We start from the raw sequence: 16,745 nt of genomic DNA, 5'->3' as shown, positions 1-16,745 counted from the left end.
CCGTCGCGATATGAAAGCCACCAGTCGTCAGATGGGCGATTATGCTGGACGATCGGTCGCATCGAGCTTTTTTGCCGGAACAAACTCGGTTACAAATCCTCCCTGCCACCCGGTCACTCCGAGTGTGACAGGATAGATATTGAACCCGTCGGGAAAGTCTCGAAATCCCGGTTGATCGCGCAAACGAGCTATTGCTTCCGCCGCATCGGCATTGGTCGGGTAGATGCCAATGTGCAGTTCTGTATCCTCACGATCCGGATACTCGCGCTCGAACCAAAGATCATAAACGACCGTCATGGCACCTATCTATCCTAGGCCCATCGCCAATGGTACGATAACGGCGCCGACCAGCACGCCTGGCCGCCATCCCTGTTTATGGGTTCTCAGCCCAGCCGAACTTTCGTCACCGCGCCGCCGTCGGCCGTCCACGATGCAATGGAGGAGCGAATGACTCGAATCGGACGTCGTGCCGTTTCATTCAAAGTTTAGCATTTGGTGGCGTAGAAAGTAGCGATACTTAGCTTATGCAACCACGCGCGGGCCTTTTCACGGCTCGCCGTGCACGGTGTACCGTTAAAGACAGCGGAACGAAAATCGGGAGAGCCGCGCTTGAGTAATGAAGGCGTTACTGTCTTACAGACATTTCGCGATGCGATGATAGGCCTGCCTTTGTCCCACGTCTGGCGAGGAGGCGGCTCAGCCATTTTTCTTCAATTTGGGCGTCTCACACCTAGGACACGTCATTCCGGAGAAGCCGGTAACCCGACAGGCGAACTTGGACTGATGATCCAGTGGAGTTGGCGCATTGAAAACACCGCGTCCATCTTGTGCGGAAGCTGGAGCGAAGAGCACTTGTGGGCACCGGCGTTCGATCTGCTCCGCAACAAGGTGGTCGTTGATTTATCTGTGGTAGGCAGGCTGCCCGAAATCGTTATAGCTCTAACAGAGGGTCTCTACGTGTCGTCATTCATGACAGCCGAAGGCGATCCTCAATGGGCAGTGTTTGACCGACGGGACAGCGCCCTGAGGACCTTGAGCGTTAAGCAAGGAATTTTGAAGTTAGATGTTGGTCCGTCGCCGTTGTTATAGTCTGGCTTGTTGAAATTCCGCTGGGAGTAGCAAGATGATCGACCGGGCATCACGCGATCAACTTTCCAGAAACCTCAGGCGCTTGATTTCTGGAATGATCAGCAACGACCAATTTGAGGAAAGTCTCTCGCAGACGAATGACGACGCCGCAATCAAGGCGTTCACCGATATGGCCTGATTGCTCTATAGCGACATGAGAGAGCATCGGTTGATCGGACGTCACAGCATCCAGCCCAGCGAGCGCCGAGAAGTGCTGCGCTGGATACTATTTTTGGACAGTGATTTGGAGTATCGCTGGCCAAGGATGTCTCTTCCTGGCCTCTCACCCTTGCGCCGTGCTCGACCAATTGTGATGAGGTGGCTGAACGGACCTAACGCGATCTCCTATGAACGTGCCACCGAGTTTCTGGCATCTGGTGACTTCAATGCGTGGCCGTTCATTTCTCGATTGGATTACAAGTATGCATTGAAGAATCCCAGACGGCTGGCGAAGAAGCTAAGATGACCGCAGCACGAACCGTTCGGGAATTGATCGCCAACAAGTGGAACCATGGGGTCGACAAATAGATCACCACCTCGAATGGGGGAGGGAGACGAAGCCGCCTCGCTCCATCCGAAGATACCTCCGGCAGACCGCGGTCATGCCGCCGCCTTTTCAGTCTGCGCAAATACCGTGACACGGATTTGCCGACGCATCGTTTCAACGGATTTCTCCGCCTGATCTGGCGAGATGTGAATGTCGATCTTCTCGACGGAGCGTGGGAACACATTGCAACGCTGGTAATCGACGAGACGCCATCCATCTTTCGCGCGGCGCAGTGTGACATCGGCACCGCTGACCGAATAGCGATATGCTGCCGCGGAAGGCCCTGCTGAGCGGGCGGTCGCAACTGCGCCACTGCGATGTGTCGGCGCGAGAAAAAGCTTCGACAAGCGAGCCTCCGCCTCCACGGCGAGGCGTTGCACGTCTGCTGCGCTGTAAGTCCACGAAGTCGCGGCCCCGCGAATGCCGCTGATGTGTTCATTCAATGCGTCGGTGTCGGTCACCGCGATTCCGCCGGTACGTTTAGCCATCTAAAAACTCCTTCCAACTCGTTACTCATGACCGCATTAGCGCGGTCACTCACATAGGCTGTAACGATCTTTCGAGCGTGCCAAGTGCCCCAGCGCAAGCGCTAAGGGCGTAACAATCGAAAATGCCAGGTCTTGCCTCGAAAAACGCTCGATAAAAAAATCTCGAGACATAGGCTAGCGGCGACTGCAAGAGTCGCCGCTACATGCTGCACCTAAGCTGCTGGCATGCTCTCACTCAACCGCCGCATGTTCAATCCCCTGTCGCTCATGCGGCGCCGTAAGGCGAGTCGTGAAACTCACGACGGATAACGTCGATCAAATCTTCTCCAGAACAGGTGAGTGTATTCCCCAAGCGATGGAGGCCTTGGCAGACATGCTGCCATCCGTCGCTGCCTTGATCTTCCAAGACGGCCCCACCTTTGCCGACGATGAACCTACGGGTAACGAGATATCCGTTGTCAAACGTCAACACGACGGCGGCGCCATCCTGCTCAATCTTTGCTTTCATCTCTAAATTCATCGCTTCTTCTCAGTTGGATTTTCACACCGCGATGTGAGATTCTGCCGATGCCATCGCGGCGGAAATCGATTCCGCCTGCATCCAATCGGTCAGCGGGCGGTACCGCTGCCGCGACGTCGGCTTGCGATGCAAGATCGGGCGATATGCTCGCCACCAATAGCCATCGTCATCAAAGATGCAGGCGCGCCGTCCGGCGTTAACTGTCTCCCACGACACTATCGTGCGGCCGGTAGCCGCAATTTTCGAAGTCGACTTACGCCAGTTTGAACCGGGAAAATTTACTACAGTCATCGCTCAACACCTTTTGTTAGTTGCGAGGGGGCGACCTGATTGCATGTCTTTCGCGCTGGCACAAGCCGCCACGAAATAGCGGAAACGCGATGAAAATAGAGGTCTAAGGATTCGCGTAGTTGCGAATGGAAGGGGCGCTTTGCGCGTCGTAAGGACTCAATCCTTGGCCGCAAGGATTCGTTTTTCGAGCGCAAGGATTCGTCCCTCTGAAGTTTTTCACGCGCCAAGCATTCGGCGGCGGTGCGGTGTGTTGTCGCACGGTGTTTCGATGGGCCTTCCTGCGGCGAACGAGTACGAAGTCGTGGCCATCGGCCGACCTTCCGTATCAAAGTAGCTGGGCGGCGGAAGGCGGTGATGGCCATAGAACCGTCTAGAGCGTGCCTTTCGTCGCTTCGATTTACTTGGATGGGTGTTGGAGCCAACTGGGCGTTCCTGCCGTCCATTGCCCCGCGTGCGTCCGTTGTGCGGGATCATGAGCTTTCCCTTTCTGCTACGGAGCATTGGGTGACCACGTCGTCACGATGATCAGCCAGCCTTCCGAGATAGAAAGGCCGGACGGCGGAAGTCAGAGATGTCCGAAGAACCTTTGGAAGCGTGCCTATTGTCCGTTCTATCGGCTTGGGTGGGTGTTGATGCCATCTGCTTTAGTTTCACCGTCCTCTCCGCCTTCTGCGCCCGTTGTGCTGCCCTAGTCGCTATCGCGACTGTTCCGCTGCCTGAGGCAGCGGCTTCCTGAGTGGGAGGCGAAGGACAGAAGGAAGATGATTTTTTGGGTGTGGTCGTGCGGGGTGCAAGCACCCCAGACCCCGATGCATGGGTACCACCCCCTTTCAGGGGGTGGATACCACCATATACAGCACGAAACGCGGCCTCCCTTGTTTTCTCGGTGTTTTGTCTCGTTGACGACAATGCATCACGGACTTCGGCGATTGCCTTCCCAACAGTCGCTTTCGAGATTTTGAGTTCAGCGGCGATCTCCGCATACGTCATGCCATCGCGCACATGCATCCACATGGCACGCTGCCCGATCTCGATCCGGGAGACGCGATTCTCGCCGTGCCCCGTCGCGCCCCTGCTCTTGCGGCGATCGCGCGCATCCTGTGCCTTCCGTTCACGGCGAGCGTCGGGGTTGAGGAGCACACGCAGCTTTGCATTGCCCATTTCATCCTCAGTGACATTCAGCCACTTGATGATCGTTTCGGCTTTCATCCGATAGCGAGGGTCGACTTCTTTTCGGTCGTACTCGATCTTCTTGCCGGCTGCAGCATCCTTGGCGCGACGGATGATTGATCCCATCCTTGAGCGTGCCTCTCGCTCCCGCCAACCAGAGACCTTGCAAGCCAATGCAAGGATTTGGCCCTCAAGTGCAGGTGCTGGAGTGATCCACGACAAGGCCATTGAGGCCACGAACAACCAGGCATCCCGTTGACCAGCGGGCAGGGCTCCCGATGGAAAACGATAACTCCGGAGCCTATGCAGATCTTCGAGGACCGTTTCCGCGTAACTCGCCGAGTCTCTTCGTGCGACGGGCTTTTGGCCCTTCCGGAAGCCGGGCGTGGTTTGGGCCCGGCGTTTCGCGCGCTCGGCGCGAAGCACCACGATTTCGGCTCTTGTCAGCGGCAGGACCTCATCGGCAAGTGCGTCGAAGTCGTATCGAAATGGCTTGGCGATTTCGCTGCCTTGAATCCAGACAAGATGAACATGTCCGCGGCCAATGCCTCGCGCAGCCGGATTCCAACTTCCGGAAAGACGCAGCACTCGCGCTGCATCCTTCGCGTTCGGGTCCGCACCGAATGGCTTCAAGGCATCGAGAAGGCGTTCTTGTACAAGATTCCACCGCTTTTCCGCGGCCTTTGGCAACAGGCCGTGAAGCCAGACGGCGTGAAGACCGTTTCCTGAGTCCATCACAAACGATGGCGGCGGAATCTTCGCGTCGTCGAGAGCAGGAAGGATCGCACTCATCACGATGCAAGGGTCCATTCCCTTCCAGCGTTCTACCTGCTTGTAGTCGACGTCAACGAAGGCACAGCCGAGCGCCGAGAGATTCTTGACCCTTCGGCTATTCGGTCGACGGAACGACTGCATCGAAAAGTACAGATTGTTTACTGTTCCTTGTTTGCCGTTCGCGATGAACTTTCTGGCGGCATGCTCCGCTTCACCACCAACGTGATCCGATGACGATCTCCAATGTCGCTCACGTCCCTTCGCATCCGTCCACGTAACTTTCTCTCCCCACACGACGAAGCCCCGACGTAGGCCTGTGCCGCTGCTGGGTGGGTGGACCGCGCGGATGTGTTCAGCAGGGCCAAACGCTCGGCGCTCGGCGTCTGAGGCGTACCGGAAACGCGGGATAGACGGTTTGGCGTCGGAATCATTGACACGGGCAGAACTTAAATCGACCATTGAATCACCTCTGAGATGACCCCCGAGAGCGGTTGCGAGCCGCGATGACCGGGGGTTTATCTTTTAATGCTCAGAGCAATCTTCGCGTCGGTCAAACGCAGGTGTCGCAGCCAATGCCACCGACACTCAAAAACGTCAGTGTCTGTCTGGGAAAGACGCATCGATTTAGCCGATTATGACGGGACCGATACGGACCGTTCGAGCAGGGTCTCAACGAAATCTCAACCCGGAAACCGTAACTGAGAACTCAGTTATGGTTTGGGTGGGTTGAAGTGCGGGTTGTTGAACTGTTTGCGGGTGCCGGGGGGATGTCTCTCGGATTAAAACGTGCCGGATACGAGATCGTTCAGGCTTACGATTCCTGGGACAAGGCGGTCGCAGTCTATCGGAACAACGTTGGGCCGCATGCATGGCAGGCCGATCTTAAGGAAATCTTCAGGATTGGTCCCGCGGTCGCGTCGCTTGCGCCTGACGTCATCGTTGGCGGGCCTCCTTGCCAAGACTTTTCGACCGCTGGCGATCGCGTCGAGGGGGAACGGGCAGAGATGACGAAGGTCTTCGCGATGATCGTGTGCATTGCGAGACCCCCGTGGATCGTCATGGAGAATGTCCCGCGCGCGTCGAATTCGAAATCCTGGGCGGAGGCTCGTGCGATGCTGATGCGTGCCGGCTACGGGCTCACCGAATGCAAACTGAACGCCTCCTACTATGGCGTGCCGCAAGCTCGGAAACGGTTGTTCGTGGTCGGTCGCCTTGGCGAGCAGGACGGGTTCCTTGAGTCCGCCTTGGTGGCTGCGCGGTCCGCGCAGCCCATGCATGTTCGCGGAATGCTGCGAGCGACGGACCCCGATGACGCCAACATATTGGCGTCTGGAGCATTCTATACCCGCCCATACTATACTGGACGCGGCGTTCGACTCCTCGATGAACCGGCCCCGTCCGTGATCCGGACGACCAGAGAAGCGCCCCGACCACACTATCTGACTTCTCCTCACCCAGACGATCCTGTCCCGGCCTCGAACGCCGGCCTACTTACACAAGGTCAGGTCGCTCGAATTCAGGGCTTCCCTGCAGATTGGGATTGGTCGAGTGTGGGATCGAGGGATATCGATCAGATGATCGCCAATGCAGTCCCTGCACCGATGGCCGAGGCGGTCGGACGGGCGATCCTTGAGAGGGAATGCGGCAGAACGATTCCCGCGCTTCAGGGCCGCTTCGGCAGTTGGCTGGCGGGCTCGTGTGATTTTTCGAAGGCCGCCGTCCGGAATGCAAAAAGCAGGGTCAATCGCGCTCGTCGCCTCCTCGGTGGAAGGACCTTCGCGAACGGCGCAGTCGAACTAGCGACACTAGAAGGGATCGAAGAATTCGCAAGGTTGCCGACGGCTACGCGATCGGATTTGCGGAAGTCGCTCCGACTGTACCGAGAATGGCAATCCCAGGCTCCAAAGGCGCGACAAAATAATCGACAGAAGGTCGGGTTGATCAAAGCAATGGCGGCATAGATTTTGGGGCAAATGAGCCAATCAGGATATCCGACCCTTGGCTTTCAACTAGTAGTCGGATATCGCTTTGTGGCGGGGGATGGACATTATGGCTGACAACGGGAACGGAATTTCGCGCGCCAACGCCAATCCGTCCAAGAGCTTTTTCATCGCGATGCTGACGAGGGATATCGACCTTATCGATTGTATCCTCGACCTCTTGGACAATTCGGTCGATGGCATCGGCGAAGCGGCTCGTCGCGCCAATGTGCAACTCGATCCGGATCATCCTTTGCAAGGAAGTACTGTCGAAATTTCTTTCGACCGAGACAGCTTCCAGATAGCAGACGCTTCGGGCGGCATTCCAATCGGAATCGCCGAAGATTACGCGTTTCGTTTTGGCCGCCCAGACGACGCCCCAGAGCTGAAGGACGGCACGATCGGTCTTTACGGGATCGGTATGAAGCGGGCCATCTTCAAGATGGGCAACGTCGTCGCGATGCAGTCAAGTACTGGCACGGAATCTTTCTCGTTGAACTTGAATGTGGATGAATGGCGCAAGGATCCGCAAGTTAAGGAGATCGATCAGGACCATGAGCTTGTCGAATGGTCTTTTCCGCTGAGAGAAGTCGTTCGAGCTGGCACGGCTGTGCCGGCCGGTACTTCCATCAAGATTACGGAGCTTTATGAAGGGATTTGGCGTCAGTTCGATAACCCCACTTTTGCCGAGCGGTTACGACGCATTGTTTCTCGCGATTATGCCTTTATCCTGAGCCGCGGCCTCATCGTGAATGTGAATGGAGTGCGGATCGACCCCGTTATGCCGGTTATGAGGGTGAGTGACGACTTCGCACCTTTCAAACATGTCGAAACGGACGATGGCGTGACAATCGAGATTACGGTTGGTTTGGCCGATCCACCTCCCGAGGACACATCCGCCACGGCACGCAATCCAGATAGCGGCGTATATGGATGGTACGTCGTTTGTAATGACCGCGTAGTCGTCAGTGCGGACAAGTCTTCGGACACCGGCTGGGGTGTCAAGCCCGTGCCGGCTTGGCATCCTCAATACATCGGTTTCATGGGCGTGGTGCGCTTCTCAAGTGCTGAGCCGAGGAAGCTGCCTTGGAAGACGACGAAGCGTGATGTGGAATCGAGCAACACGTTCTACCAGCGTGCCTTGCCGATAATGATGCGAGCGACCAAGAAGTTGACCGACTACACCAACAATCGGCGCGCCGATTCAAAGCGTTTGAAGAAGATCGAGAAGGCAGCGAAGCAGGTTCCCGTTTCGCGTGTCACGGCGAACGAACAGATGCGGCTGCCAATAACGTCGACGAACGACCTCGTGAGAATCGAATATACTCGCGAGGCTGCCGACGTCACGGCCGCGGCACAGGCGCTCGGTCTTGTTGGATCGTCGCCGGCAGAGGTCGGTATCCAAACTTTCGAGTATTTCTTCAAACGAGAAGTAACTCGATGACAAAGCGCTCTTTCGAGGCCATCAATTACATGCTGCGCCCCAACAAGAATGTCGAACGTAAACTATTCGTCGCGACGTTGAAGAAGCTGCATTCGCAGTTTGATATTCCGAACTACCGATATGTCGGTTTCGGCTCGATGTGGTTCTCAGACTTCATTCTTATGCATCGAGTTTTCAATATTTGCGACCTTGTAACCATCGAAAATCAGAAGAGCCGCCAGAAGCGCGTAGAGTTCAACAAGCCGTTCGCCTGCATCAGTGTTCGGATGGACGAGGCGTCGGTGGCACTCGGCGAGGTTCTTGACGATAAGAAGCCAAGCATCGTGTGGCTCGATTACGATGGACCACTTAAGAATGCTGTGACTGGCGATCTTGAAACGGCAGTAGGCGCCATGTCCTCGGGCAGCATGCTTCTTGTAAGTGTGAACGCTTTGGTGGATCAGCTCCGCGGACATAAGGCGGACGATGAAGAAGTTTCGCCAGAGGCTTATTTGGCGGACATTTGCGATGACGAAGGACTTCTGAAATGTGGGAATCAACTGACGCTGAATGACTTCCCACTTTTGGCTGCAAAAATCATTCATGACCGGATCAAAGCGGCCGTGTTGGAGAAGCAACCAGGCTGCGAGTATATTCCGATTTGGTCGTATCGTTACGCAGATGGTGCGACCATGGTCACCGTAGGCGGAATGATCGCAAACAGCGCAGACCGGACAAAGCTTGAGGATTCAGGAGTCCTCAGTCTATCGGTAGCCACAGGGTTGACGATTTTCGACATCGAGCTTCCCATTCTCACCGAAAAAGAGAAGCGCGCGCTCGATAAACTTTTGCCCTCTGCAGGCAAACTCGACTGGAAAAAACTCGAGTTCGAACTGCGGCCAAGTGAAGTCGAAGCCTATCAGCGCTTCTATTTGGAATACCCGATCTTCGGGGAGCTTGCAGCGTGAAGAAATCCCCCCGACTTCCGAGGGTTTGGAGCGGATCGCAATGACGCTCGTCGATCTTTTTTGCGGATGTGGCGGCTTCTCGTTGGGAGCGCATAATGCCGGTTTCGAAGTTGCAGCCGCTTTCGACATCGATGCGACCCTTACGTCTTCGTTCAAGGTGAATTTTCCAAAGACGCGCCTCCATTTGCGCGATGTTGGAAAACTTAAAGGTGGCGAGATCGTCGAACTGGTTGGACGGCCAGTTACTGGTGTTTTTGGCGGTCCGCCATGCCAAGGTTTCAGCGACATCGGTCGACGAGATGTTCGCGATCCGCGCCGAAAGCTTCTGTCGCACTTTTTTCGGATCGTGTCCGAGATCAAGCCGACGTTCTTCGTTATGGAGAACGTCAGAGGGCTCGTCTCTGACGACACGCGGGGCCTATTGGATTCCGCCATCGAACAAGTCGCCGACAAATACGATGTTCTTGGTCCAGTTATCTTGGACGCTGCCGAGTTCGGAGCAGCGACGCGCCGACGTCGTGTTTTCGTTATCGGAATAGACAAGAAGGCGAAGTCTCCCCTGCAATTGGAAGACATTCGTGCGTTCGAACGTCCGGCGGCGACCGTCAAGTCGGCAATTGCCGATCTTGTCGATGCAGAATCGCTTGGAATTGCGGAAGACGATTTCGACTATTGGCGGATCACCAAACGCGGTCGTCCCTCCGAGTATGCCCGCCTTCTCCGGAGTAACGACGGATGTTTCGCGGGCCATCGGATGGTGGAACACAAGGCGGACGTCGCTCGGCGGTTCGCGTCGGTAGCTCCGGGATCAACGGATTCAGTCGGTCGTCATCCACGATTGGCGTGGGACGGCCAATGCCCGACACTGCGGGCCGGCACAGGTGCGGATAAGGGATCGCGGCAGGCCGTACGACCTCTCCATCCGGAAGAGCCGCGTGTCATTACCGTTCGCGAAGCTGCCCGTCTCCAAGGCTTTCCAGATCGCCATATGTTCCATCCGACAATCTGGCACAGCTTCCGGATGATCGGGAACAGCGTCTCGCCGATCGTCTCCGAAGCAGTGTTCCTTTCGATCCGGAAGAAGCTTGGTCTTGACGCTGCAATGGGTCTTGCCGCCGAATAGGACATGGTCGATCGCCTGAGCGTCGAGAGAAGATCGTGGCTGATGTCCCAAGTCAAAGGGCGCGACACGATGCCCGAGCTGGTGGTCAGGCGCGTGGCTCATTCCTTGGGGTTAAGGTTCCGGCTTCAGGCCAAGGACCTGCCCGGCAAACCGGATCTCGTGTTTCCTCGATGGCGCGTGGCGATCTTCGTGCATGGCTGCTTCTGGCATCGTCACGAGGGCTGCAAAAAGGCGACGATGCCGAAGTCCCGTGAGGAATTTTGGCAAAGCAAGTTCGAACGAAATGTCGAGCGGGATCAGCGAGTGATCCGGGAGCTTGAGGCGCAGGCCTGGCGAACGCTGGTCATCTGGCAGTGTCAGACGAATGACCTGTCGGCGTTGCGAGACACGTTAGCCGAGTTTTTCGAAATCGATTCGGCGAGTCGATAGCCCTGCGACCATCAACATGGAATCCATCGCTTCCACGAGAAGCTACGAGATCTTTCGCGTCCATCACTGCGTCAACTCGATTGTTCCCGCACGGATCAACGGCTGCAACGGAAGCGAACTCAATGTCGCATGAGGGAGGGGCGAGCAGACCTCACTCGCTTACCCGGTGCTTACCTAAAGAATCTCAGTGACGCTAGGTTAAGCTATAAGTCGTTGAAAAGGCTGGCGCACCCGACACGATTCGAACGTGTGACCTTTGCCTTCGGAGGGCAACGCTCTATCCAGCTGAGCTACGGGTGCTTCGAGGGTCCATTTAGCCGATTGGCCGGGCGGCGGCAACGGCTGGCCGGGGCGGGATTCGGCGAAAATGGCTCGGTTGGAGGGCGCGGCGCCCTCTTTCAGGCGACGGTCAGACGTTCGAAGCGTGTCGGGATGCCCAGACGCGCTCGCTCCGCGGGTCTGTGGGGTATTTCGAGAGGGCGAGGGGACCAGGTTGCGCCCCCGCGATTGTCCCGGAACCTCGTCCATTTGCTCAATCACGCTGTGTTTGGCAGCGGGACGTCCGATCGTGAATGCTGAACCTAGAACAGGAGCCGAGTGACATAACTGCGGTTACCTGCGCCATTCTGCGAACCGACCCAGGCGCCGGCCGTTCCCATGTCGAACATTGGAGGATGTCCTAATGAATCCCAACCAGGCTCTTTGGGAGAAAGGCGATTTCACCCGTATCGCTGAGACGATGCGTGCCAGCGGCGAAGCGCTTGTCGCGTCGATCGGGATCATGCGCGGAAGTGATGTGCTGGATCTTGGATGCGGAGACGGCACGACAGCGCTTCCAGCAGCAAAAGCTGGGGCAAACGTCACAGGTGTCGACATTGCGCGCAATCTGGTGGAGGCCGGCAACGGGCGCGCGAAGGCGGAAGGGGTTATGTGTCGTTTTCAGGAAGGCGATGCATCGAATCTAAGAGATATCAAGGATGACAGTTTCGATCTCGTCATCAGCATCTTCGGCGCGATGTTCGCGCCCAGGCCATCGGATGTTGCCAGGGAAATGGTTCGCGTCACGCGGCCAGGCGGCCGGATTGTGATGGGAAACTGGATCCCGAACGATCCCACTCTGGTGGCGCAGATCCTCAAGATCAGCTCGTCCTATTCGCCTCCTCCGCCGGAAGGGTTCGTAAGTCCCATGACCTGGGGTATCGAGGACAATGTTGTCGAGCGCTTCACGTCGGTTGGCATTCCGAAGCCAAATATCTCATTCGCTCGCGACTCCTACGAATTCAACTTTGCTGGAACGCCGGCAAAGTTCGTCGACCAGTTCAAGGCATATTACGGCCCGACCATGAATGCCTTCGATGCGGCTGAAAAAGACGGTCGCGCCGACACCTTGAAGGGAGAGCTTGTAAAGCTCTTCGAGAGTCAGAATAAAAGCTCCGATCCTTCGACGACATCGGTGAAGGCGACGTTCCTGCACGTGACCGTCCGCAAACCGTGACATGACCGGGAGCGAGCTGCTGCACAGCCAATTTGACATGGGGCTGTGCAGCAGGAGGGCAGTCCCCGTCGTCTTCGCTTTGCAGCATGTGGAAGCACACTTGACATGGATCGCGAAACGATCACGTTGGCCTCAATCAAGTGAACGCCGGCCCAAAATGGCGTCACGACCTCAGGGAGGAACCAATGTTCACAAGACGCGGTGTTCTGCTCTCTTCAATCGCAGGAGCGGTCGTGCTCAGCAACAGATTTGCGGTTGGCAAGGCCGCGCAGCCGGCGACGCCGGTGAATTTCGAGGTGCCTGCGGACGCCTGCGACTGTCACACCCATATTCATGGCGATCCCGAAAAATTCCCGTTCTTTGCGGGCCGCGTCTACACGCCGGAGCTGGCGTCGCCGGAGGAGATGGCGGCGCTGCACAAAGCGCTCGGCATCAAGCGTGTGGTGATCGTCACGCCCAGCATCTACGGCACTGATAACTCGGCGACGCTGTTCGGCATGAAGGCACGCGGCAGCGACGCGCGCGGCGTTGCTGTCATCGATGACAAGACACCGGAGAGTGAGCTCGACGCCATGAAGGCCGCGGGCATTCGCGGCATGCGGATCAATCTTGCGACCAGCGGCGTGAGCGATCCCGCCATCGGCAAGCAGCGTCTGCTGGCTGCGATCGAGCGCATGAAGACGCGAGGCTGGCACATCCAGATGTTCACCAATCTGCCATTGGTATCCGCGATCAAGGAGGTCGTTGCCAGTGCGTCGATGCCGCTGGTGTTCGATCATTTCGGCGGCGCGGAAGCCAGGCTCGGGCTGGATCAGCCGGGCTTTGCGGACCTGCTCGACCTCGTCAAAGCCGGCAAGGCCTATGTGAAGATTTCCGGCGCCTATCGCGCTTCGACGCAAGGGCCGGATTACCCGGACGCCGCACCGCTGGCGAAGGCGCTGATCGCAGCCAATCCGGAGCGGATCATCTGGGGCACCGACTGGCCGCATCCGGATTCGGTAACACCGCCCGGCAGGAAGCCAACCGATGTCACGCCGCTCTATCAGATCGACGATGGCCGCCTGCTAAACCAGCTTGCGGTGTGGGCGCCCGACGCGGCTATTCGCAAGACAATCCTGGTCGACAATCCGGCGCGGCTTTACGGCTTCTGACCACTCGCGTCACCTCGCCGCCTTCTTTGTCCCGCAAGAGTTCCAGATCGGCGGAACTCTCGTCTCTGCCAGAGGTTTGCCCCCGACCGCGACGGGCGGTCGAGGGAGCCCCATGCTGTCAAATCTGCAGGTGTTGCGCGGCATAGCTGCCCTCGGTGTGGTGTTCTTCCACACCGGCTACAAGTTCGCCGGCGATTGGCACACCGAATTCTTCGGGGTCTCCACCTTCTTCGTCATCTCCGGCTTCATCATGTGTTTCATCACCCGGAAGGGTGCTGACGATTTTCTCGCCAAGCGCTTGGAGCGGATCGCACCGCTCTATTGGCTGTGTACAGCCGTGCTTCTTGTCGTGATGTTCGGATCTGCGCTGCTTGAGGCAGCGACATGGGCAAAGCCGCTGGATGGCCGTTCGTCCGAGCCGCTCTGGGCCTATGTCGGCCGCAGCCTGATGTTCGCGCCGATCGGCGACAAATATCCGATCCTGAATGTCGGGTGGTCGCTGAATTACGAGGTGTATTTTTATCTGATCTTCGCAGCAGCGCTTGCGATCAGCCGCCGTCTGGCGCCGCTGATCGTCGTCGGATGTCTGGTGGCGTTGAACTATGCCGCGGCCGCCGTCTGCACGGCGGCTGCCTGCCACTATCTGTCCTTCGACTATACGCAGTTCTTCATCGCCGGGATCGCGATCTTCTATGCGCTGCAGGTTTTTGCTCCCGCTGCACCACAACGCTCCATTGTCTGGATCGGCGCCGCACTCGTCACACTCTGCTATGGGTCGCAATTCGTGGGGCCGCTATGGGCAAACAGCGTCACGCCGTCGGTTTATATGGCGCTCGCCGCAGCCGCGCCGGTCGTGATCGTCGCCAGTGCGCTGTTTGTCGAATATGCCGGCGGTGCCATAACTTGGCAGCCGCTGATTCTGATCGGCGATGCGTCCTACGCCATCTATCTCACGCATCCGATCGTTTTCGAAGTCATGAAAACAAGTAATGAGCGATGGCTTCAACTGCCGACGCCCGAAGCATCGACGATGATGATGCTGTGTTATGTCGCTATAGCCGGCGGCGCGGGCATCATCGTGCATCTCACAATTGAAAACCCGCTGCTTCGCGTGATCAGGCGCAGGCGGCAGCCGGGCATCAAAACACGCGTGTCAGGCAGTGGGCTTGATGCCGTGGGTCGACAGCATCAAGCCGCATAGGTTCTGCGTCAGCTCCGGATCATATTGATCGAGACGTCGCGGATCTGTCCCTTGGAGCTGATCGAGACCAGCTGCTTGTTGCCCTTGGTCGTCAGCGTCAGGTTGGCGGCGAAGCCGGCGGCCTCGACGAAGACGTCGATCTGGCCGCCGCCGGCGCTACCCTGCAGATTACCGAAGATATTGCGGCTGGCCTCACCCCAGGTGCCGGTCACCTGACCGTCCTGGCTCTTCACATCGCTGCTGAGCTCGAACTTGTAGCTGTCGCTGGCGCAGCGCAGGGACTGTTTCAATGCAGTACCGCCGACAACATTGTAGGTGGCGCGGCAGCGAATCTGCTCCGAGGAGCCGTCCGACAGCGACACGGTGCCGCTGCCGCTCCACGATCCGTCAAAGCCGGCAAAGGGGCTCGCCGACTGGGCCTGGCTCGCTGTCGCCGACAGCATCAGGATTGCGCCGACAGTGGCGGCCTTGAGCGTGTGTCCGATCAGATTTGCGCTGAATGAGGTCATGGTGATGGCTTTCTATGTCTGGGGATGTCGGAGGGGAGGGATGCGATCAGGCGCGACGCGTGAGCGTCAGATAGGCGAATTTCGCCGTCGCCGTCTCAGAGGCGATCTGCGCGCCGTTGTAGGAAAAGGTGCCGATGCCCGGCAGGTCGTTCATCGCGGTGCCGGAGAATGACGGGCCGGCAAAGGCGAACGAGAAGGCGACGATGAAACCGATGATGCGCATGTGACTATCCCCGTTGGGCGGCGCCGTGTGCCGCGTCGTTGGACAGATGGATAACTATGCCGGGTTTCACGCGGTCTGCGTCAAGACGGAAAATGGTTTCGTCGGGGGATCGTTTTGTTTCGCCGCGCGCCTCGCCACGAAACACAAAAAGGCCGGGGCAGCGGTGCCGCACCGGCCTCGATTGGGTTCAACCCGAGTGGATCAGGCGCTAGTCGACCGTCTGGATCACGTTGGAAATCGGACGCGCATTGCTGGTTTTCACCGGCTGCAGCTCGGCGGCGATGGCGGCGTCGTAGCTCGCGATCGTCGGCAGCGTATCCTTGGCGCGGATATGCACGACCTTGTAACCGCCGGCCTTGAGCTGGGCGAGCAGATCCGGCACCGCAGCGGCGGACCACTTGTGCAGGTCATGCATCAGGATGATGCCCTTGCCCTTCTTCTTCAGCTTTTCCATCACCGAAGCGACGAGCTTGCCCGCATTGTGGATGCGGAAATCCTCGGAATCGATATCGATGGAGAAGGCGGCGATGTTGCGCTCGGCGAGATAGGCCTTCAGCTCCGCATTCTGGCGCAGCTGCGGGAAACGGAAGAACGGCGACAGCGGCTGGCCGGCCATCAGCGTGATGGCGCTGATGCCGCGCTCGATCTCGTCCTTGGCTTCCTGCGGCGTCTTGGTCGCCAGATTCTGGTGCGACCAGGTATGGGTGCCAACCGAATGGCCGGCCGCGATCACCTGCTTCAACACCGCGGGATGCCAGGTGGCATGCTTGCCGATCGGGAAGAACACGGCCTGTACGCATTGAGCGCTGAGCGCCGCCAGCACGGCGGGCGTCGTCACCGGCCATGGGCCGTCATCGAAGGTGAGTACGACTTCGCCGGGCTGCAGGAAGTCATAGTCGCGATATTGCGACATGCCGAGGCCGGGGCCGCCGGTGGTGTCGATCTGCACGGTGCGCGACACGCCGAGCGCATTCGGATTGTTGCAGACAGGCTTGGCCACGGTCGGGCGCTTTTCCACCGCGGGAGCTGTGGGCATGGCAGCCGGTGCCGCCGCCACGGCCTGTACGCGTGGCGCCGGCTCGGCCGGCGCGGCCGATGCGCCCGGCTTCGCGGCGCGCGTATCGATGGAGGCGGTCGTCAGCTCGCTCTTGTCAGATTTTGCCTTGGCGGTCTGTGCAGGGGCGGGTCCGAAAAGATGCCAGGCGCCTGCGCCCGCGGCGCCAACCGCCGTGAAAGAACCTGCAACGATCAAAAAAGGAAGCTTACGCATATTCACTCCGGCGCCCGAGGCCCACCTCGTTTCACCATTGAGCGAAATAGTTAACC

At 58.0% G+C, this 16,745-nt stretch carries 18 protein-coding genes and 1 tRNA gene; 11 read left to right on the top strand and 8 right to left on the bottom strand.

The genetic code is table 11. From position 1 onward, the window contains the following. Positions 1–39: 39 nt before the first annotated feature. Positions 40–297, bottom strand: a complete 258-nt coding sequence (locus tag A4A58_RS03555) for a hypothetical protein (RefSeq protein WP_068729818.1) — start codon at positions 295–297, stop codon at positions 40–42. A gap of 312 nt (positions 298–609) precedes the next feature. Between A4A58_RS03555 and A4A58_RS30155 the strand changes: the two genes are divergently transcribed. Together A4A58_RS30155 and A4A58_RS30720 are read left to right on the top strand one after the other, a co-directional pair. Beyond that, complete coding sequence (locus A4A58_RS30155) at positions 610–1,089, top strand: hypothetical protein (protein ID WP_139069775.1); 480 nt, start codon at positions 610–612, stop codon at positions 1,087–1,089. 34 nt (positions 1,090–1,123) lie between these two features. Then, positions 1,124–1,267, top strand: a complete 144-nt coding sequence (locus tag A4A58_RS30720; protein ID WP_158005642.1) for a hypothetical protein — start codon at positions 1,124–1,126, stop codon at positions 1,265–1,267. Positions 1,268–1,728: 461 nt separating this feature from the next. Here the strand turns inward: A4A58_RS30720 and A4A58_RS03545 are convergent, their stop codons facing one another. After that, the gene (locus tag A4A58_RS03545) at positions 1,729–2,163 is read right to left on the bottom strand and encodes a hypothetical protein (protein ID WP_068729814.1); all 435 of its coding nucleotides are present in this window, start codon (positions 2,161–2,163) and stop codon (positions 1,729–1,731) included. 289 nt (positions 2,164–2,452) lie between these two features. Here A4A58_RS03545 and A4A58_RS30150 point away from each other — a divergent pair, with 289 nt between their 5' ends. Next, positions 2,453–2,677, top strand: a complete 225-nt coding sequence (locus tag A4A58_RS30150; protein WP_139069774.1) for a hypothetical protein — start codon at positions 2,453–2,455, stop codon at positions 2,675–2,677. 27 nt (positions 2,678–2,704) lie between these two features. On the opposite strand, the gene A4A58_RS03535 is transcribed toward A4A58_RS30150, so the two are convergent. Continuing rightward, positions 2,705–2,974 carry a hypothetical protein gene (locus A4A58_RS03535; protein WP_139069773.1) on the bottom strand — a complete coding sequence of 90 codons (270 nt, stop codon included), beginning with the start codon at positions 2,972–2,974 and terminating at the stop codon, positions 2,705–2,707. 525 nt (positions 2,975–3,499) lie between these two features. After that, positions 3,500–5,377, bottom strand: coding sequence for a sigma factor-like helix-turn-helix DNA-binding protein (locus A4A58_RS30145; protein ID WP_139069772.1), 1,878 nt, complete (start codon positions 5,375–5,377; stop codon positions 3,500–3,502). A gap of 272 nt (positions 5,378–5,649) precedes the next feature. Here A4A58_RS30145 and A4A58_RS03520 point away from each other — a divergent pair, with 272 nt between their 5' ends. The 5 genes from A4A58_RS03520 (at position 5,650) to A4A58_RS03500 (ending at position 10,840) form a co-directional block, all read left to right on the top strand. Next, complete coding sequence (locus A4A58_RS03520) at positions 5,650–6,879, top strand: DNA cytosine methyltransferase (RefSeq protein ID WP_283804886.1); 1,230 nt, start codon at positions 5,650–5,652, stop codon at positions 6,877–6,879. An 88-nt stretch (positions 6,880–6,967) separates the two neighbouring features. Next, complete coding sequence (locus A4A58_RS03515; protein WP_158005641.1) at positions 6,968–8,341, top strand: ATP-binding protein; 1,374 nt, start codon at positions 6,968–6,970, stop codon at positions 8,339–8,341. Further along, on the top strand, positions 8,338–9,288 hold the full coding sequence (locus A4A58_RS03510) for an O-methyltransferase (RefSeq protein ID WP_068729803.1): 951 nt from the start codon (positions 8,338–8,340) through the stop codon (positions 9,286–9,288). Before A4A58_RS03515 ends, A4A58_RS03510 begins: the two co-directional genes overlap by 4 nt. Before the next feature lie 40 nt (positions 9,289–9,328). Next, complete coding sequence (locus A4A58_RS03505; RefSeq protein ID WP_068729801.1) at positions 9,329–10,411, top strand: DNA cytosine methyltransferase; 1,083 nt, start codon at positions 9,329–9,331, stop codon at positions 10,409–10,411. 3 nt (positions 10,412–10,414) lie between these two features. Continuing rightward, positions 10,415–10,840, top strand: coding sequence for a very short patch repair endonuclease (locus tag A4A58_RS03500; RefSeq protein ID WP_068729799.1), 426 nt, complete (start codon positions 10,415–10,417; stop codon positions 10,838–10,840). 223 nt (positions 10,841–11,063) lie between these two features. Here A4A58_RS03500 and A4A58_RS03495 read toward each other — a convergent pair. Then, a tRNA-Arg gene (locus A4A58_RS03495) sits at positions 11,064–11,140 on the bottom strand. A gap of 382 nt (positions 11,141–11,522) precedes the next feature. Here A4A58_RS03495 and A4A58_RS03490 point away from each other — a divergent pair. The 3 genes from A4A58_RS03490 (at position 11,523) to A4A58_RS03480 (ending at position 14,687) form a co-directional block, all read left to right on the top strand. Then, positions 11,523–12,335 carry a class I SAM-dependent methyltransferase gene (locus A4A58_RS03490; protein ID WP_068729798.1) on the top strand — a complete coding sequence of 271 codons (813 nt, stop codon included), beginning with the start codon at positions 11,523–11,525 and terminating at the stop codon, positions 12,333–12,335. A gap of 185 nt (positions 12,336–12,520) precedes the next feature. Then, the gene (locus A4A58_RS03485) at positions 12,521–13,486 is read left to right on the top strand and encodes an amidohydrolase family protein (protein ID WP_068729795.1); all 966 of its coding nucleotides are present in this window, start codon (positions 12,521–12,523) and stop codon (positions 13,484–13,486) included. A gap of 112 nt (positions 13,487–13,598) precedes the next feature. Next, complete coding sequence (locus A4A58_RS03480; protein WP_068729793.1) at positions 13,599–14,687, top strand: acyltransferase family protein; 1,089 nt, start codon at positions 13,599–13,601, stop codon at positions 14,685–14,687. 8 nt (positions 14,688–14,695) lie between these two features. Here the strand turns inward: A4A58_RS03480 and A4A58_RS03475 are convergent, their stop codons facing one another. From A4A58_RS03475 to A4A58_RS03470, 3 genes are all read right to left on the bottom strand, one after another. Further along, complete coding sequence (locus A4A58_RS03475) at positions 14,696–15,196, bottom strand: hypothetical protein (protein WP_068729791.1); 501 nt, start codon at positions 15,194–15,196, stop codon at positions 14,696–14,698. Positions 15,197–15,242: 46 nt separating this feature from the next. Continuing rightward, positions 15,243–15,419: a hypothetical protein gene (locus tag A4A58_RS30715; RefSeq protein ID WP_158005640.1), complete on the bottom strand. Its 177-nt coding sequence runs from the start codon at positions 15,417–15,419 to the stop codon at positions 15,243–15,245. Between the two features lie 208 nt (positions 15,420–15,627). Continuing rightward, a complete protein-coding gene (locus A4A58_RS03470) occupies positions 15,628–16,689 on the bottom strand; it encodes a polysaccharide deacetylase family protein (RefSeq protein ID WP_068730430.1) in 1,062 nt (353 codons plus the stop codon). Positions 16,690–16,745: the final 56 nt, after the last annotated feature.

This window comes from Tardiphaga robiniae (genome assembly GCF_001618955.1).
Taxonomy (GTDB): Bacteria; Pseudomonadota; Alphaproteobacteria; order Rhizobiales; family Xanthobacteraceae; genus Tardiphaga; species Tardiphaga robiniae_A.
The sequence above is the reverse complement of the archived record's forward strand: the minus strand, read 5'-3'. Positions and strand labels throughout refer to the sequence as shown.

Bases quoted from the DNA above. Each gene is read 5' to 3' on its own strand.
- A4A58_RS03555 (WP_068729818.1), bottom strand. From the start codon at position 297: ATGACGGTCGTTTATGATCTTTGGTTCGAGCGCGAGTATCCGGATCGT.
- A4A58_RS30720 (WP_158005642.1), top strand. From the start codon at position 1,124: ATGATCGACCGGGCATCACGCGATCAACTTTCCAGAAACCTCAGGCGC.
- A4A58_RS03545 (WP_068729814.1), bottom strand. From the start codon at position 2,163: ATGGCTAAACGTACCGGCGGAATCGCGGTGACCGACACCGACGCATTG.
- A4A58_RS03535 (WP_139069773.1), bottom strand. From the start codon at position 2,974: ATGACTGTAGTAAATTTTCCCGGTTCAAACTGGCGTAAGTCGACTTCG.
- A4A58_RS30145 (WP_139069772.1), bottom strand. From the start codon at position 5,377: ATGGTCGATTTAAGTTCTGCCCGTGTCAATGATTCCGACGCCAAACCG.
- A4A58_RS03515 (WP_158005641.1), top strand. From the start codon at position 6,968: ATGGCTGACAACGGGAACGGAATTTCGCGCGCCAACGCCAATCCGTCC.
- A4A58_RS03510 (WP_068729803.1), top strand. From the start codon at position 8,338: ATGACAAAGCGCTCTTTCGAGGCCATCAATTACATGCTGCGCCCCAAC.
- A4A58_RS03505 (WP_068729801.1), top strand. From the start codon at position 9,329: ATGACGCTCGTCGATCTTTTTTGCGGATGTGGCGGCTTCTCGTTGGGA.
- A4A58_RS03500 (WP_068729799.1), top strand. From the start codon at position 10,415: ATGGTCGATCGCCTGAGCGTCGAGAGAAGATCGTGGCTGATGTCCCAA.
- A4A58_RS03490 (WP_068729798.1), top strand. From the start codon at position 11,523: ATGAATCCCAACCAGGCTCTTTGGGAGAAAGGCGATTTCACCCGTATC.
- A4A58_RS03485 (WP_068729795.1), top strand. From the start codon at position 12,521: ATGTTCACAAGACGCGGTGTTCTGCTCTCTTCAATCGCAGGAGCGGTC.
- A4A58_RS03480 (WP_068729793.1), top strand. From the start codon at position 13,599: ATGCTGTCAAATCTGCAGGTGTTGCGCGGCATAGCTGCCCTCGGTGTG.
- A4A58_RS03475 (WP_068729791.1), bottom strand. From the start codon at position 15,196: ATGACCTCATTCAGCGCAAATCTGATCGGACACACGCTCAAGGCCGCC.
- A4A58_RS30715 (WP_158005640.1), bottom strand. From the start codon at position 15,419: ATGCGCATCATCGGTTTCATCGTCGCCTTCTCGTTCGCCTTTGCCGGC.
- A4A58_RS03470 (WP_068730430.1), bottom strand. From the start codon at position 16,689: ATGCGTAAGCTTCCTTTTTTGATCGTTGCAGGTTCTTTCACGGCGGTT.